This window comes from Fusobacterium sp. FSA-380-WT-3A (genome assembly GCF_012843705.1).
Lineage (GTDB): Bacteria > Fusobacteriota > Fusobacteriia > Fusobacteriales > Fusobacteriaceae > Fusobacterium_B.
The window spans coordinates 275984-292248 of the sequence record NZ_JABAFQ010000001.1 but is presented as its reverse complement, the minus strand read 5'-3'; the positions used below and the strand labels follow the sequence as shown (position 1 = coordinate 292248).

Annotated in this window: 14 protein-coding genes and 1 tRNA gene; 11 read left to right on the top strand and 4 right to left on the bottom strand. The window is 24.5% G+C overall.

Translation table 11 applies throughout. From position 1 onward, the window contains the following. Positions 1–7: 7 nt before the first annotated feature. On the bottom strand, positions 8–808 hold the full coding sequence (gene proB, locus HF862_RS01420; protein WP_240934739.1) for a glutamate 5-kinase: 801 nt from the start codon (positions 806–808) through the stop codon (positions 8–10). Positions 809–968: 160 nt separating this feature from the next. On the opposite strand from proB, the gene nox reads away from it, so the two are divergent. The 7 genes from nox to HF862_RS01385 all read left to right on the top strand — a co-directional run bounded on the left by nox (position 969) and on the right by HF862_RS01385 (position 8838). Next, complete coding sequence (nox, locus tag HF862_RS01415) at positions 969–2303, top strand: H2O-forming NADH oxidase (RefSeq protein ID WP_170186129.1); 1335 nt, start codon at positions 969–971, stop codon at positions 2301–2303. Between the two features lie 272 nt (positions 2304–2575). Beyond that, entirely contained in the window at positions 2576–5392 is a 2817-nt protein-coding gene (locus tag HF862_RS01410) for a DEAD/DEAH box helicase (protein WP_170186128.1), read from the top strand. A gap of 175 nt (positions 5393–5567) precedes the next feature. Then, complete coding sequence (locus HF862_RS01405; protein WP_170186127.1) at positions 5568–6251, top strand: hypothetical protein; 684 nt, start codon at positions 5568–5570, stop codon at positions 6249–6251. 15 nt (positions 6252–6266) lie between these two features. Next, a complete protein-coding gene (locus tag HF862_RS01400; RefSeq protein ID WP_170186126.1) occupies positions 6267–6881 on the top strand; it encodes a hypothetical protein in 615 nt (204 codons plus the stop codon). Positions 6882–6891: 10 nt separating this feature from the next. Next, positions 6892–7785, top strand: a complete 894-nt coding sequence (locus HF862_RS01395) for a type II toxin-antitoxin system HicB family antitoxin (protein WP_170186125.1) — start codon at positions 6892–6894, stop codon at positions 7783–7785. A 2-nt stretch (positions 7786–7787) separates the two neighbouring features. After that, positions 7788–8504 (top strand): hypothetical protein, encoded by a 717-nt coding sequence (locus HF862_RS01390; protein WP_170186124.1) that lies wholly within the window; start codon positions 7788–7790, stop codon positions 8502–8504. 82 nt (positions 8505–8586) lie between these two features. Next, on the top strand, positions 8587–8838 hold the full coding sequence (locus HF862_RS01385; RefSeq protein ID WP_170186123.1) for a hypothetical protein: 252 nt from the start codon (positions 8587–8589) through the stop codon (positions 8836–8838). A 431-nt stretch (positions 8839–9269) separates the two neighbouring features. Here HF862_RS01385 and HF862_RS09990 read toward each other — a convergent pair whose 3' ends face one another. Then, the gene (locus HF862_RS09990; RefSeq protein WP_240934738.1) at positions 9270–9755 is read right to left on the bottom strand and encodes a hypothetical protein; all 486 of its coding nucleotides are present in this window, start codon (positions 9753–9755) and stop codon (positions 9270–9272) included. A 328-nt stretch (positions 9756–10083) separates the two neighbouring features. Continuing rightward, complete coding sequence (locus tag HF862_RS01375) at positions 10084–10269, bottom strand: hypothetical protein (protein WP_170186122.1); 186 nt, start codon at positions 10267–10269, stop codon at positions 10084–10086. A gap of 1070 nt (positions 10270–11339) precedes the next feature. Here HF862_RS01375 and HF862_RS01370 point away from each other — a divergent pair. Continuing rightward, positions 11340–11495, top strand: a complete 156-nt coding sequence (locus HF862_RS01370; protein ID WP_170186121.1) for a hypothetical protein — start codon at positions 11340–11342, stop codon at positions 11493–11495. A 140-nt stretch (positions 11496–11635) separates the two neighbouring features. Here HF862_RS01370 and HF862_RS01365 read toward each other — a convergent pair. After that, positions 11636–11722, bottom strand: a tRNA-Leu gene (locus HF862_RS01365). 147 nt (positions 11723–11869) lie between these two features. On the opposite strand from HF862_RS01365, the gene HF862_RS01360 reads away from it, so the two are divergent. The 3 genes from HF862_RS01360 to HF862_RS01350 all read left to right on the top strand — a co-directional run bounded on the left by HF862_RS01360 (position 11870) and on the right by HF862_RS01350 (position 16173). Then, a complete protein-coding gene (locus HF862_RS01360; RefSeq protein ID WP_170186120.1) occupies positions 11870–12994 on the top strand; it encodes an alanyl-tRNA editing protein in 1125 nt (374 codons plus the stop codon). A gap of 78 nt (positions 12995–13072) precedes the next feature. Beyond that, positions 13073–14122 (top strand): 23S rRNA (adenine(2503)-C(2))-methyltransferase RlmN, encoded by a 1050-nt coding sequence (rlmN, locus tag HF862_RS01355; RefSeq protein ID WP_170186119.1) that lies wholly within the window; start codon positions 13073–13075, stop codon positions 14120–14122. Positions 14123–14136: 14 nt separating this feature from the next. Continuing rightward, a complete protein-coding gene (locus tag HF862_RS01350) occupies positions 14137–16173 on the top strand; it encodes a transglycosylase domain-containing protein (protein WP_170186118.1) in 2037 nt (678 codons plus the stop codon). Positions 16174–16265 lie beyond the last annotated feature (92 nt).

Sequence of the window (16265 nt, the reverse complement as noted above, 5' to 3'; positions counted from 1 at the left end):
TCCTAAATTATTTACAACAACCAAAAATTGTTCCTATATCTTTTCCTTGAATTAAATCTTCAATATATAAAGGATTTGACCCATCTATTATAGCCATCATAACTCCACCATCATAACATTCTCTAGCAGCTAGAAGCTTAGTTTCCATTCCACCTACACTAAATTCACTTCCTTTTTCTCCACCCATCTTTAAAATATTATCAGTAACCTTTTCGACATAAGATATTCTTTTAGCTTCAGGATGAGTCTTAGGATTTGAATCATAAAGAGCATCTATATCTGTTAAAATTATTAAAAGGTCAGATTTTAATAATGAAGCAACACTAGCTGACAATCTATCATTATCACTAAATTCTATTTCAAAAGTAGAAATTGTATCATTGGCATTTACTATTGGAATTACTCCAAAAGATAAAAGAGTTTCTAAAGTATTTGTTGTATTTGTTTTTCTTTCACCTTCTTTAAAATCATCTTTTGTTAAAAGAACTTGAGCAACTCCTTGATTATATTCTCCTAAAAAATTTTGATAAATATGCATAAGTTCAGCTTGTCCAACAGCTGCTGCAGCTTGTTTTTCTCTAATTTCAGTAGGTCTAGTTTTAAAATTTAATTTTTTAGACCCTACTCCAATAGCTCCAGAAGTAACTAAAATGACATCTTTTCCTTGATTTTTTAAATCAGCTAAAACCCAAGCAAGTCTATTCATAAGATGGAAATTCAAATTTCCATTTGAATATGTTAAAGTTGAAGTTCCAACTTTTATAACTATTCTTTTAGAGAATTTTATTTTTTCTCTCATATTTTCCATTAATATACTCACCTCATAATTATTGATACTTATATTATACTAAAAAAAATTTTTTTTTAAAGAGTTTTTTTCAATTATAAAATATCTTGCCTTTTTTATTTTTATATAGTATAATATGCTTGTAACTAAGTGTAATTATAACAAATTTGGAGGTAATTCAATGAGCAAAATAGTAGTAGTGGGTGCAAATCATGCTGGGACAGCTACAATAAATACAATATTAAATAATTATCCTAACAATGAAGTAGTAGTTTTTGATAAAAACTCAAATATTAGCTTTTTAGGTTGTGGAATGGCTTTATGGATTGGAAAACAAATTTCTGGACCAGAAGGATTATTTTATTCTTCTAAAGAAATTTTAGAATCTAAAGGTGCAAAAATTCATATGGAAACTGAAGTTAACAATATAGACTTTGAAAAGAAAGTTGTTTTTGCAACTGGAAAAAATGGAGAAAAATATGAGGAATCATATGATAAATTAATACTTTCAACAGGTTCATTACCAATTGATTTAAATATTCCAGGAAAAGATTTAAAAAATGTTCAATTTGTTAAATTATATCAACATGCAGCAGATGTTATAGAAAAATTAAAAAATCAAGATTTAAAAGACATTGTTGTAGTTGGAGCTGGATATATTGGAGTAGAGTTAGCTGAAGCATTCCAAAGATGTGGAAAAAATGTAAATCTTGTTGATTTAAGTGATAGTTGTTTATCAGGATATTATGATGTTGAATTCAGAAATATGATGAGTAAAAATCTATCTGATAATGGAATTAAAGTAAATTATGGAGAAAAAGTTTTAGAAATAAAAGGAACTGATAAAGTAGAAGAAGTTATAACTGATAAAAAAACTTACAAAGCTGATATGGTAATTTTAGCTGTTGGTTTTGTTCCAAATAATATTTTAGGAAAAGGAACTCTTGAATTATTTAAAAATGGAGCTTATAAAGTAGATTTAACTCAAAAAACAAGTCTAGATGATGTCTATGCTATTGGAGATTGTGCTACTGTATTTGATAACTCTATTGAAAATACAAATTATATAGCTTTAGCTACTAACGCTGTTCGTTCTGGAGTAGTAGCAGCTCACAATGTTTGTGGAACAAAATTAGAAAGTATAGGAGTTCAAGGCTCTAATGGAATATCTATTTATGGATTAAATATGGTTTCAACAGGATTAACTTTAGAAAAAGCTACTAGATTAGGATATAATGCTATTGCTACTGACTATGAAGATTTACAAAAACCAGCTTTCATAGAACATAATAATGATAAAGTAAAAATTCGTATAGTTTATGATAAAGAAACAAGAAGAATTTTAGGAGCTCAAATGGCTTCAAAACAAGATATATCTATGGGAATTCATATGTTTTCACTAGCTATTCAAGAAAAAGTAACTATTGATAAATTAAAATTATTAGATATTTTCTTCTTACCTCATTTTAATCAACCATATAACTACATAACTATGGCTGCTTTAAGTGCAAAATAATTAAAATTTTTAATACACCTAAAATTTTTAGGTGTATTTTTTTATAAAAAATAATTTAAAATAATAAAAAAATATAATTAATAAAAAATTTAAATTTCGTAAATTTATAAGAATAAATTTTTATGGTTTAAAGATACTATTGGAACATAAGAAAATTTATTATTAAAAATAAATGAAATAGTATAGAGATAGACTTATAATAAATATAAATAAAGATTTTTTATCCTAAATAAAGATATGATATAATAATTATAAAAAAATTGGAGGATAATATGGAATTATCTTTAATGGATAGTTATAAAACTAGTTTAATTAATAGTGAATTTAATTCTTTTGAAAAATATCAACATAAATTACTTTCTAATAATGAAGAAAAGATAATAACTACTATTAGAAGTCAATTAGAAAATTGTGATGAATTTATAATTTCTGTAGCATTTATAACAGAGAGTGGAATAACTTTATTATTAGAACAACTTAGAATTTTAGAGGAAAAAAATATACATGGAAAAATACTCACAGGAGATTATCTTAATTTTACTCAACCAAAAGCATTAAAAAAATTACTTTCATATAAAAATATAGAGATAAAATTATTATCTAAAGAAAAATTCCATGCTAAAGGATATTTTTTTAGAAAAGGGAATATTTGGACAATGATAATAGGAAGTAGTAATCTTACACAAACAGCCTTAACTACTAATTTTGAATGGAATTTAAAAGTAACTTCTTTAGAAAATGGAAAATTGATACAAGACTCTTTAGAAAAATTTAATAATATTTTTTTGGATTTACCAATTCTTACTATGGAAGATATAGAAAAATATGAAAATTTGTATCTATCTAGTAGAGAATTTTATAAAAAAATAAATTATGAAAATGAGAAAATATTATTAAAAGATGTAAAACCAAATTTAATGCAAAAGGAAGCTTTAGAAAATCTGGAAATTTTGAGAAAAAATGAAAAAAAGGGACTTTTAATAAGTGCTACAGGTACAGGTAAAACTTATCTTGGAGCTTTTGATGTAAAAAAAGTTAAACCTAAAAAATTTTTGTTTCTAGCCCATAGAAAAAATATTTTAGATAAATCGCTTCTTACATTTAAAAGTATAATTGATGATAAAAAAATGGGGATATATGGGGAATGTCCTATTGATACAGATTATTTATTTGCTATGGTACAAACTTTAAATAGAGATGAACATCTTAGCAATTTTTCTCCAGAATATTTTGATTACATAATAGTAGATGAAGTGCATCATGGGGGAGCTAAAACTTATCAGAAAATAATTAATTATTTTAAACCTAAATTTATTTTAGGTATGACAGCTACTCCAGAAAGAAGTGATAATTTTGATATTTATAAGATGTTTGACCACAATATAGTTTATGAAATCAGATTACATGATGCTTTAAAAGAAAATTTACTTTGCCCTTTCCATTATTTTGGAATTTCTGATATTTTAGTTGATGGAAAAGAGATATCTGAAGATACTACTATAAAAGATTTAGTTGTAGATAAAAGAGTTGACCATATACTTGAAAAAAGTAAATATTATGGATATTCTGGAGAAAAGTTACATGGACTTATATTTGTATCAAGAGTAGAGGAAGTATATGAGTTAGAGAGAAAATTTCTTGAGAGAGGAATATTATCTATTGGACTAACAGGAAAAAATACCAATGAAGAGAGAGAAAATGCAATCTCAAAATTGGAAAAAGGAGAGATTTCGTATATTATATCTGTAGATATATTTAATGAGGGGATAGATATTCCTTGTGTAAATCAAGTTATATTTTTAAGACCAACAGAATCTTCTATAATTTATATTCAACAATTAGGTCGTGGGCTTAGAAAATATAATGATAAAGATTATGTAGTTATTCTTGATTTTATAGGAAATTATAAAAATAACTTTTTAATTCCTACTGCTATATCTCAAAATAATAGTTTTGATAAAGATTATATGAAAAGATTTTTAATTAATGGGACAAATATGATTCCAGGGGAAAGCAGTATAATTTTTGAAGAGATAGTAAAAGAAAGAATATTTGAAAATATAAATTCTACAAATTTTTCTACTAAAAAAAATATTGAACATGATTTTAATTTATTAGAAAAACAACTTGGAAGGATTCCTTTTTTATTTGATTTTTTTAATAGAAATATGATAGAACCAAATATAATTTTGAAGTATAAAAAAGATTATGATGAAGTTTTAAAAGTTTTAAGACCAAAATTTGTAGAAAATTTAACAAAATTAGAAAAAAATTATTTAGAATATTTATCATCATTTTTTACTCCAAGTAAGAGATTACATGAGATAAATATTTTAAAACTAATTTTGGAAAAAGGAAAAATAACTATTGAGGAGATAGAAAAAGCTATAAAAGAAAGATACCTTTTAAATAATCAAAAGCAAAATATAGAGAATGCTTTAAAACATTTTACAAAAGAGATATTTACAAGTCTTTCTACAGCAAAAACTTATGAACCTATAATTAAAAGAGATAATAATATATTTATCATAGAAGATGACTTTAAAAAGTCGTATGATAAAAATAATTATTTTAAAAAATTGATAGATGATTTAATAAATTATAACTTAGCTTATGTAGAAAAAAATTATAAACAAATAGGAGAAAAATCTATATTAAAATATAAAGAGTACACAAAACAACAAGGATTTTGGAATCTTAATTTAGATTTTAATAATGGGTATCAAGTTAGTGGATATACAACATTTGAAGAAGAAAAAAAGGTTATAATTTTTATAACTTTAGATAATAATAATTTATTTGATAATCAATTTATAAATTCTGGTATTTTTACATGGTTTTCAAAGAATAATCGTTATTTAGAGAAAAAGGGAGTTAAAACTATTGAAGGAAAGATAGCAGATAATTATTATAGTATAGAGGCTTTTATGAAGAAAAAAGAGGGAGAGAATTTTTATTATCTAGGAGAAGTAGAGAGAGTTATAGAATTTCAACAATGTTTTAATGAAAAAGAAGAAAGTTATATAAAATATACTTTAAAATTAAAAAATGAAATTCAAAAAGATTTATTTGAATATTTCAGATTATAAAATGTGTATTAAAAATAAACTTATTATAGCATAAAATAAAAAATTTTTCTAAAATATTGACTTTTTTATCTTATTTATATATTATAAAATTATAAGTATTTTTTATTTAATTATCTTTAAAAAAACAGATTAGAAAAAATAAAAAAACAGATGTCTTATGATTAAGGAGTTAATTATGGATGAAAAAAAGAAATTATTTTTAGGAATTGGAGTTTCAATAATTATAGCAGCAAGTATTTCAGGAACAATGACATATCTTGATAAAAGAAATAGTAAGAAAAATATAGAAAAGATATTTGGAACTACTTTTGTAAACCAAGAATATCAAGTTGACTTAAAAGAAAATCAGGTGGCAAAAGATTATGTGCCTTTAGATTTTGAAGCTATTAAGAAAAAAGTGGGAATGAATAATAAAGAAAATCAAAATAGTTTTTATAGGGTAGAAGAAATAAAAAATGATAAAGGGGAAGTTATAGGAAAAAAAGAATATAAAACTAAAAATGATGTTATAAAAACTAATTTTAATGGAAAAAATATAGTTTCAACAGAAATTTATAAAGAAAAAAATGGTAAGCCTGAAGGAAAAGCAACTCTTACTTATTCTGATGGAGTAGTGGAAACATATAATTATCAAAATGGAATAAAAAATGGAGAAGCAGAGATAAAATTTTTAAATGGAGATAAAGAAGTATATAAATATGTAAATAATCTACAAAATGGAGAAGCTGTATATTATTTTTCAAATGGAGATAAAGAGATTTATAACTATAAAAATGGTGTAGTTGATGGAGATGCAAAATATATATTTAAAAATGGAAAAGAAGAAATATATAAATATGTAAATGGTCAAAGACAATAATTTTTAGGGGGAGTTATGAAAAAAATATTATTAATAGTTAATTTGATAGTAGGGTTATTTTTTGTAGGATGTACAAATGTAGATACTGTGATGAATAAGATTTCAAGTGGAGTAGAGGCTGGAATAGATAATGTGATAGGAATGGTTGAAAAATTAAAAGGTGACACTCCTGCTAGTATAAAATTACCTGTTCCCTCTGGTAAAAACTTTGCTTTTGAAGGATATAAATTAGAAATAAAATATATAGAAAAAACAGGTTTGGAAACTTCATTAGTTGGAAAAGTGCAAAATAAAACAAATTCATCTTTAGTAGTTGTAACAACATTTCCTATTTATGACTTAAATGGAAAAATTGTTAGTTATGGATATTTTAGAAATGATGTAAATGGAAATACTATAAAGCAACTTCATGGAAATTATTCACAATATAGTTTAAAAAAAGATTTAAGAATAATTCCTGAAAAAGTAATGACTCGTGTATATTCTAATGATAAGCTTATAGCAACAACTCATAAAATTCAAAGTCCAAAAACTGCAAAACAAAATAGAGTAAATCAAGTAAAACAAGAGAAAGTAGAAAATAATAATTCTCAAATTCAACAAAGACAAACTAGACAAAGTGTAAAATAAGGAGGATATTATGGAAAAATCATATAAATATATAGCTGTAGTAAAACAATTAGAAAATGGAAAATTTCTAATAAAATTTCCAGATTTTGAAGGAATAACAGGATTAGCTGAAAAAGAGGAAGGAATAGAAAAGGTAGCTACTGGAATATTAAAAACAAAGTTGCAAGAATTAAAAGATGAAAATATAGAAATACCAACAGCAAAAGAAATAATGGAAATACAAAAAACTTTGCAAGAGGGAGAATTTACAACTTATATAACTGTTAATAACTTAATAAAATTTAATATTAATAAAGAAAATGTAAAAGAAACTTTTGACAATCTTCGCAATAAATCTGAAGAAATGTTGAAAGGTGATTTTAAAGAAAATGTAGAAAAAATTTATAATAAATCTGAAGAGTTTGTAAAAAATAAAATAGGAACTAATGTAAAAAGTGAAAACTATCATTTTATAGGTGTAGTAGGTGGAATTTTATATATATTAGGGGCATTTATGCCTTTTGTTGGGGCTAATATACCTTTCTTTGGAAAAATAAGATTTGGAGTGACAACTTTAGGAAGATTAAAAGATTTCCAAGGATTTGTAGATATATCTCAACAAACATTTACTATTAGATTTATAGTTATATTATTTATAATGAGTGGAGCTTTTACAGCTTATTCAGCTTATAAAAAACATAAATTTTATTTTAAATCAGGAATATTAATTTCTGCTGTTTTATATGTAATGTCATTTTTATATTTATTTATTCAAATTATGAGTATCGACAAAGAAGCAAGATCTTATATTGGATTTTCTTTTGCTTGGATTGTGTTACTTTTAGGATTAATCTCAATGGGAGTATCTTTTATTTTACAAAATAAGAATCCAGATGAATCAGAAGAAATTTCTCAGGAGGAATAATTATGAAAAAAATATTAACTATTTTATTTATAGGATTATTATTATGTTCTTGTGGAAGGTATAAAGAATTAAATAAGGAAGAAAAATTTAAATTACTTTATGAAGCAGAAGTTTTACATAAAAAAGAAGCAAGAAAAGAAGTAAAAGAAATATATGAAAAAATTAATAAATATGTAGAAAAAAAAGATGAGGATGCTATAAAAGAGAAAGAGGAATATAACAAAATTGTAAATTTCTTTAAAGGACAAGTAATAATGTATGGAATATTTTTAGATGGAATAAAATATCCTTCTACAAAAGAGGTTATGGGCAAAGATGGAGAAATTATAAATACTCAATTCCGTTTATATCATGATTATGGAAAATATTATGACTATATTACTGATAAATTATATACAGGACTTGGAACTTTTAGAAATTGGAATGGAGAAATTCAAAAAGTAATTAAATTTGAGAATGGAGAGATAAAGGACTTAATTCAAAATAATAGTTTTGATATGAATGGAAACTTATTAGAAGAAGTTTACTATGAAAATGGAGAAATTATAGCAGTAAGAAAATATAATGAAAAAAGAGAAATTAAAGAAGAAAGATATATTTTAGAAAGATATAAGAATGGCGGAGTAAAAAAAGATTATTTGGTAGTAAATGGCAATAAGAAAGGAAAATTAAGAGAATTTAATAAAAATAATGTAGTAATAAAAGAGGAAGAAAAGTAATAAAAAAATTTTTATTGAGCATGTGTCTATCTACAACTATTTATTTGTATATAAAGTCAACATAATATAGAAAGGAGATTCTATGAAAAAATTAATTTTTGGTCTAATGTTGGCATTATCTTTAAACATATTTTCTGCTGAAGTAGATAAATATATAACAACAGAAGCCTTTAAAAAAGATATAGTAGAAAGAATTTTAAAGGGAGATAAGAAAGCAGAAAAAATATGGGAAGAATTGGAAGATAAACTTCAAACACTTCTTGAGGCAGGAGATGAAAGAGCAGAAGAAGAGTTACAAAAATGGGATGACTTATTGGCAGCAGCAGGGCTTTAACAAAATATTAAGAATGGGACTTATATAAATAGGTTTTAGTAAGAAAAAAAGGATTAATTTCTATATTTTGTAGATATTAATCCTTTTTATTTACTAGAGATATTATAAGACTAACAGAAAATAATAAAAAATATGTAAATATCCACTTCAAAAGAAAATTTTATTTTTAATATGAAAAAAGATAGATATTTTACAGAATGGTAAGAAAATAAGAAACATATTGTTTTTACTACTAGCAAAAGTATTCTTAAAGGAAAAAAAGATAAATTTAGGCTTTCTAACTTAGAAAAAACTTTTAATATTTTTGATTTTAATAAAGAAAGATTATTAGAAATTTTTAAATTAAATCAGGACAAGAAAGTTTTGCAAGGGGAGAATCGCCCCTTGCAAAATCTTATGTTTTTGTTATTTTAGAATAGTAATTTTTTAATTTAGATTTTTTTATTTTTTTCTTTTAGTTGATTAATTATAAAACTTGCTCTTTTTTGAATAAATGCTTCAGCCTTTTCTAAAAGACTGTTTTCTAAATTAAACTTAGGGTGTCTTGTAAATTTAAAATTTTTTAATTTTTCTAATCCCTCTATATGTCTTTCTTGTACAGAAAGGAGTGATAAAATATTAAAGTCTATATTAAATTTAGAAGTATAATGATTAAGTGTGTCTTTTTTTGTTGGATCTTCACTTAAAAAAGATAAAATAGAATTTCCATTGTCAAATATAGGAGCAGACTTTAAAAATTCCCTTGTATTATTATTAACTAACATTCCAAAATTTCCTAAATGTCTATCTGTATTATAAATCAGAGAATCGAAAAGCATTAAATCTTCTATTTTTTCTTTTCCATATATTTTAGTTACAGCTTCTAATAATTTTATTCCTTCTTTAAAAATATCTTCTTTTTTTAGACAATAATACATAACTATTATTATCAAGCTTTAAATCTTTTAATTTTAAATTTAAAACATTTTCCATATTTTTTCTATTTTTTGAGATTTTTCTTCTTTCTATCCATTTTTTTAACTTGGTTGAATCAATGGTATTTGAATAACCAATAGGTAACAAATTAGGTTCTAGGATTTTAACATTTCTTATTCTATAACTTGGAAAATCTCCAAAAATTATTTTTTCTATTATTTTTTCATAATCGAAAGTAAGAATGGAAATATCTTTATTTTTTTAAATGTATTATCTTATATTTTTTTTAATCTCAGATTTCCTCTTTTCAAAACAGCTCTATATTTAAAATTAGAATATGCCTTCAGCTATAATTTTCTCTTGCTGTATTCTCAAAATTAATTCTTGTAATTTCCAGTAAAAATCTTCTTCTTCTTTAGATTTGCTATTTTCTATTAATTCGCCTATATCACTATGTTTTAAGTTAATTATAAACTCATATAAACTTTTTTCCTCTAAATTTATTATCTTTTCCATAATTTCCTCCTTTAAATGTTGTATTTATAAAGTAATAAATCTCTTTCTTTTTCAGAGAAACACTCACTTCTCCAACTAGCTAAAACAGGAACTTCTAGTTTTTCAATTATTTAAAAATATAATTTTAGGTACTAAAAATGCAAGGATTAATTTCACCCTTGCAAAAAAATTTTTATACTTTTTAAAATAGTTACTTGTTTTTATAGTTTCTCATTTAATAGAGCAGAGGTTTACTCATTTTTAAAATTTCTACTTATATGGTAGATATTAAAAGAACCTGTTTTTAAAATTGTCTGTCAACTATCGCTAGACTATTTTTTTCGTTGTTAGCCTACAACCATTACTTTATGGGAACCCTTTTAAAACCATTTATTGATATTATCTCAAGGCAAGATTAGAAGCTAGGGATTTTCACTTTCCTGTACAGATTGACAAGTTCTATCTTCTAATTCATTATATCATGTTATCTTATAAAATTCAAGAGTTTCATTTTATGAAGGTAAAAATGGAGAAAGATTAACTTTAAATTATTTCAGCTGTTTTTTATTAAAGAATACAGTTGGATAAAATAAAAAATAGAGAAAGACTAACTTTCTCTACAACTATTAAAACGATTTTTTGACAGGCTTCGTAACCTCTATTATTTGTTATATTATATTACTTTATCCTTGAAAAATCAAGTTTTTTTAATCCCTATTAAACTGCTGGTACAGTTTGTTTCCCTTTAGAGAAGTATTATATTCGGCTCATTTTCTCTCTTTCAGCCTTTCTCAAGCCCCTTATATCCCTCCAGCTATACTGCGTATATAAGTCTTGAGATGGAAAAAATCCAGTGTTTGTGCTTCATTCAGCGTTCAGGTGTAGGGACACCTAATACTTGGTTGCATTTCTGCCCCTTTCTCATTTCTATTATATTACTTTATCTTATAAAATTCAAGTTTTTTTATAGTTTTTATTATTTTTATAAAAGAAGATTTTTTTGATATTTTTAAGATATGTAACTATACTTTTTGATATTAAAGTGACATAATTTCTTTATAAATTAATTTTGAAAAAGTGAGATGATTTTTATGAAAAAATTAATTTTTAGTTTAATGTTGGCATTATCTTTAAATATATTTGCTACCGAAGTAGATAAATCTATAACAATAGAAGCCTTTAAAAAAGATATAGTAGAAAGAATTTTAAAGGGAGATAAGAAAGTAAAAGAAGAGTTACAAAAATGAGATGATTTATTGGCAGTAGCAGGGCTTTAATAAAATATTAAGAATAAGATTTATATAAATAGATTTTAGTAAGAAAATATAAATTAGGACAAAAAATAAAAAAATCATATATAATGATATATATGATTATTACTTATAAATGGTGCCCGGAGCGGGACTCGAACCCGCAAGGTATTGCTACCGACAGATTTTGAGTCTGTTGTGTTTACCAATTTCACCATCTGGGCAATTACTTGCTACGAAATATAATACATTATTTTAGTTAGAATGTCAATATTTTTTTAAGAAAAAGACATTTTATTTTTTAACTTTGAAAATACAAAAAATTATAGTATAATTATTTTATAAATTTATATTTTGAAGAGGTGACTTAATTGGAACTAGAGATAATAAAATGTATAAAAAATAAAAAAAATTATGAAATAACTATAAATTATTTAGAAGAAAATTCTTTAGAATTTTATATAGACGGAAAGGGTGGACAATTAGGTGATAGAGGTTATATAGGAGAAGCTAAAGTTTTAGAAGTTCTACCTGATAAAATTATAATAGATAGAGAGTTAGAAGTTGGAAAATATTTGTATTCTATAGATATGAAAAGAAGAGAAGATATAGCTGTTCAACATACAGCAGAACATTTATTCTCAGGTGTTGCCACAAAATATTTTGGATTACACAATGTGGGATTTAGAATGGCTGAAGAAGTAACTACTGTTGATTTAGACAGTGATAATATTTCAGAAGAAACTATAAAAGAACTAGAGAAAAAAGTAAATGAAGTAATAAAAACTGGAGCTAAAGTAATAGAAAAAAATGTAACTATTCCAGAAGCAAAAGAATTACCTCTTAGAAAACCACTTAGTGAAAAGATAAAAGATGGACTTGTGAGAATTGTAGAGATAGAGAATTATGACTTTTGTGCTTGTGCTGGATTTCATCTAAAAAATATTCAAGAAGCAAGAGTTTTAAAAATTCTTTCTCATGAAAGAATAAAAGGAAAATACACAAGATTTTATTTATTAGCTGGAGATAGAGCTATTGAAGATTATAATAAAAAATCAGAAGTCATAAAAGAATTAAATCATAAGTTTAGTTGTAGAAATAATGAAATTATTGAAATGTTAGAAAAATATATGGCAGAACATGAAAATTTAAAAAGAGCCTATGGACTTTTAAATCAAAAATATTCAAAAAATATATTTGAAACATTAATAAAAACTCCAATAATTATAAAAGATAAAAAAATTGTGATTTATGAAGATGAAAAAGATGTTATTAATGAGGTCAGAAAATATTTTTCTGATAGAGATGAAACATTTATAGGAATTTCAGATAGTGCAATTATGTTAAGTAGTAATACTTTAAATTGTAATGAAATTATAAAAAAAATTATCAAAAAGAAAAATACTTTAAAAGGTGGTGGAAGTCAAAATCAAGGAAATATAAAAGGAACTGCCACAAAAAAAGAGATAATAGAGTTATTAGATAACATATTATAATAATAAATGCTTGTTATTTTTCTAAAAAACTGATAAAATATATAGTCAAATACAATTTTTTATAAAGATGGAGGAAGAATGGAAAACTCAAAAATAGCATTATTAAATCTTAATGAGGCTGAATTAACAGATTATATTTTATCACTTGGAATGAAGAAATTTTATGGGAAACAAATATATAATTGGTTACATTCAAAGTTAGTTAGAAATATTCATGATATGACAAATATTTCTTTAAAAGATAGAGAAACTTTAGATAATAATTCATATATACCATTATTAAATATAATAAATCATCAAATTTCAAAAATAGATGGTACAGAAAAATTTTTATTTAAACTAGAAGATGGAAATACAATAGAAACAGTATTATTAAAACATAAAGATAGAAATACAGTTTGTGTGTCTACACAAGTTGGATGTCCTATAAAATGTAAATTTTGTGCAACAGGTGCTTCAGGATATGAGAGAAATCTTACAGTTCACGAAATTTTAAATCAAATTTATACAATAGAGAGAAGACTTAGAAACAGAGAACAAAATGTAAATAATATAGTTTTTATGGGAATGGGAGAACCATTTTTAAATATTGATAATCTAATAAAAGTTATAAAAATACTTTCTGATGAAAAGGGACTTAATATTTCAAGAAGAAAAATAACAGTTTCAACATCTGGAATTATTACAGGAATAGAAAGACTAATGGAAGAAAAATTGCAAGTTGAATTGGCAATCTCTCTTCATGCTGTATTCAATGAAAAAAGAGATGAGTTAATGCCAATTAATAAAAAATATCCATTAGAAGATTTATTTACAGTATTACAGGAATATCAAAAAAGAACAAATAGAAGAATAACTTTTGAATATATTTTAATAAAAGATTTTAATGTATCACAAGGGGATGCTGAAATGTTAGCAGATTTTGTACATGAATTTGACCATGCATTAAATTTAATACCATATAATCCTGTGGTAGAAAATGATTTTGAAAGACCTAGTGAGAAAAAAATTGAAAGATTCTATAATTATTTAAAAAATGATAGGAAAGTAAATGTTATAATAAGAGGAGAAAAAGGTACAGATATAGATGGGGCTTGTGGACAATTAAGACAAAGAACAACTAAATAAATGGAGATAATTCAATGAAAAAAGCTTTTAAAATAACATTAATGACATGCGTAGTTTTATTTTTTACTGGAATTTTAAGTGTGACTTTAGTTATAAATCATTATAAAAAACAGATGCCAGATATAGAAAATTTAATAGAATCTTATACGCCATCTATTCCTACAAAAGTTTATGATATGAATGGAGTAGTAATAGATGAATTATATAGAGAGTCAAGAATTCCAGCAAAATTTGATGAAATACCAGAAAATTTAAAAGATGCTTTTGTGGCTATTGAAGATAGAAGATTTTACAACCATTATGGAATTGACCCTATTGGACTAATGAGGGCCATTGTGGTAAATATAAAATCAAGAAGTAAAAGTCAAGGAGCTAGTACTTTTACTCAACAATTAGCAAGAAATGCTTTTTTAAATCATGAAAAAAAATTATCAAGAAAAATAAAAGAAGCAATTTTGACAGTTGAGATAGAAAAAAGATACACCAAAAATGAAATTTTTGTAAAATATTTAAATGAAATTTATTTTGGTGAGGGAGATTATGGAGTAAAAAGCGCTGCTAAATCTCTATTTAAAAAGGATATTAGATATATAAATATTTCAGAAGCTGCTATGCTTGCTGGAATTCCTAATAGACCAGGATATTATAATCCTAGAAAAAATTTAGATGCTTCGTTAGAGAGAATGAGATTAGTTCTTTCACAAATGAAACGTTATGGATTTATTAGTGAAGATGAATATCAAAAAGCTATAAATCATAAATTTATTCTAGAGGAAGATGTAGAGGGAAAAATAGACCCAGTAACAACTACTATTGTTTATGAAAGAGAAAAAGTAAATAAATCTTTAGCTCCAAGTTTTACAGATTTAGTTTTAGATTATTTACAAGAAAACTTTGATGAAGAACTTATTTATAATGGTGGATTACAAGTATTTACAACACTTAATTACAATATGCAAAAAGTGGCACAACAAGTATTTAATGAATATCAACCAATTGTAGATAATCCAGAATTAGAAGGAGCTATGGTAACTATTAATAGTTCTAATGGATACATAACAAGCATAATTGGAGGTAGAAACTTTATTCCTGGAAACTTTAATAGAGCTATATCATCAAGTAGACAAATTGGGTCATCATTTAAACCTTTTGTATATCTTTCTGCAATAATGAAAGGATACAAAGAAAATACTATAATAGAGGATTCTAGAGCTCTTTATGATAATGGGTGGGCTCCAAAGAATGTTACAACAACATATAAAAATAACCAAACTTTACTTGAAGCTTTTAATAGGTCAGCTAATAGTGTGGCTATAAAATTATTAGAAAATATCACACCGAAGTTTTTAAATGAAAATGTCAAAAAATTAGATATTGGAATGGAACCAACTACAAATTTAAGTGCTGCCTTAGGAGCTTTAACAGCTACACCATTAAATTTGTCGAAAGCATTTGCAATTTTTTCAAATGGAGGTTATATTGTAGAGCCAATGTGTGTTTTAGAAGTAAGAGATAAAGATGGAAATACTTTAATTAAAAATACACCAAGTGTAAAAAAAGTTTTTGATACTAGAGACATTGCTCTTACAACTAATTTATTAGTAAGTTCTGTAAAATATGGAACAAGTAAACCTGCCACTGTAGTTACCAAAAAAGGAAAAAATATAGAACAAGGAGGAAAAACTGGAACGACTAATGACTCTTTGAGTGTTTGGTATGCAGGAATAACTCCAGAATATGTAACAACAGTTTATTTGGGATATGATGATAATAAAGAAATTCCTAGAGGAACAGGAGGAGGATTAGCTGCTCCTATTTGGAAAAGATATTATGAAGAAATAATAAATGCTGGATATTATTCTCCAAGTAAGTTTGAATTTATTGATAGTTTGGTGGCAAGTGGAGATTTATATTATCAAAATTTAGACCCAGATAATGGACTTTTATCAACTAAATGGAATGCAAGAAAATTCTTAATGGAAAGTCATACAATAGAAATAGAACAATCAAGTAAATATAGGAAAAATATAGCAGAAATTTTATATAATTAAAAAAGAAAAACTACACTTGAATTTTAAAAAAGTGTAGTTTTTTTGTAAAAATTAATATATTTTAAGTGTGAATATTTATTAAAAATTTTAAA

Excerpts from the sequence above, each read along its gene's own strand:
- proB (WP_240934739.1), bottom strand. The coding sequence starts at position 808 with ATGGAAAATATGAGAGAAAAAATAAAATTCTCTAAAAGAATAGTTATA.
- nox (WP_170186129.1), top strand. The coding sequence starts at position 969 with ATGAGCAAAATAGTAGTAGTGGGTGCAAATCATGCTGGGACAGCTACA.
- HF862_RS01410 (WP_170186128.1), top strand. The coding sequence starts at position 2,576 with ATGGAATTATCTTTAATGGATAGTTATAAAACTAGTTTAATTAATAGT.
- HF862_RS01405 (WP_170186127.1), top strand. The coding sequence starts at position 5,568 with ATGGATGAAAAAAAGAAATTATTTTTAGGAATTGGAGTTTCAATAATT.
- HF862_RS01400 (WP_170186126.1), top strand. The coding sequence starts at position 6,267 with ATGAAAAAAATATTATTAATAGTTAATTTGATAGTAGGGTTATTTTTT.
- HF862_RS01395 (WP_170186125.1), top strand. The coding sequence starts at position 6,892 with ATGGAAAAATCATATAAATATATAGCTGTAGTAAAACAATTAGAAAAT.
- HF862_RS01390 (WP_170186124.1), top strand. The coding sequence starts at position 7,788 with ATGAAAAAAATATTAACTATTTTATTTATAGGATTATTATTATGTTCT.
- HF862_RS01385 (WP_170186123.1), top strand. The coding sequence starts at position 8,587 with ATGAAAAAATTAATTTTTGGTCTAATGTTGGCATTATCTTTAAACATA.
- HF862_RS09990 (WP_240934738.1), bottom strand. The coding sequence starts at position 9,755 with ATGTATTATTGTCTAAAAAAAGAAGATATTTTTAAAGAAGGAATAAAA.
- HF862_RS01375 (WP_170186122.1), bottom strand. The coding sequence starts at position 10,269 with ATGGAAAAGATAATAAATTTAGAGGAAAAAAGTTTATATGAGTTTATA.
- HF862_RS01370 (WP_170186121.1), top strand. The coding sequence starts at position 11,340 with ATGAAAAAATTAATTTTTAGTTTAATGTTGGCATTATCTTTAAATATA.
- rlmN (WP_170186119.1), top strand. The coding sequence starts at position 13,073 with ATGGAAAACTCAAAAATAGCATTATTAAATCTTAATGAGGCTGAATTA.
- HF862_RS01350 (WP_170186118.1), top strand. The coding sequence starts at position 14,137 with ATGAAAAAAGCTTTTAAAATAACATTAATGACATGCGTAGTTTTATTT.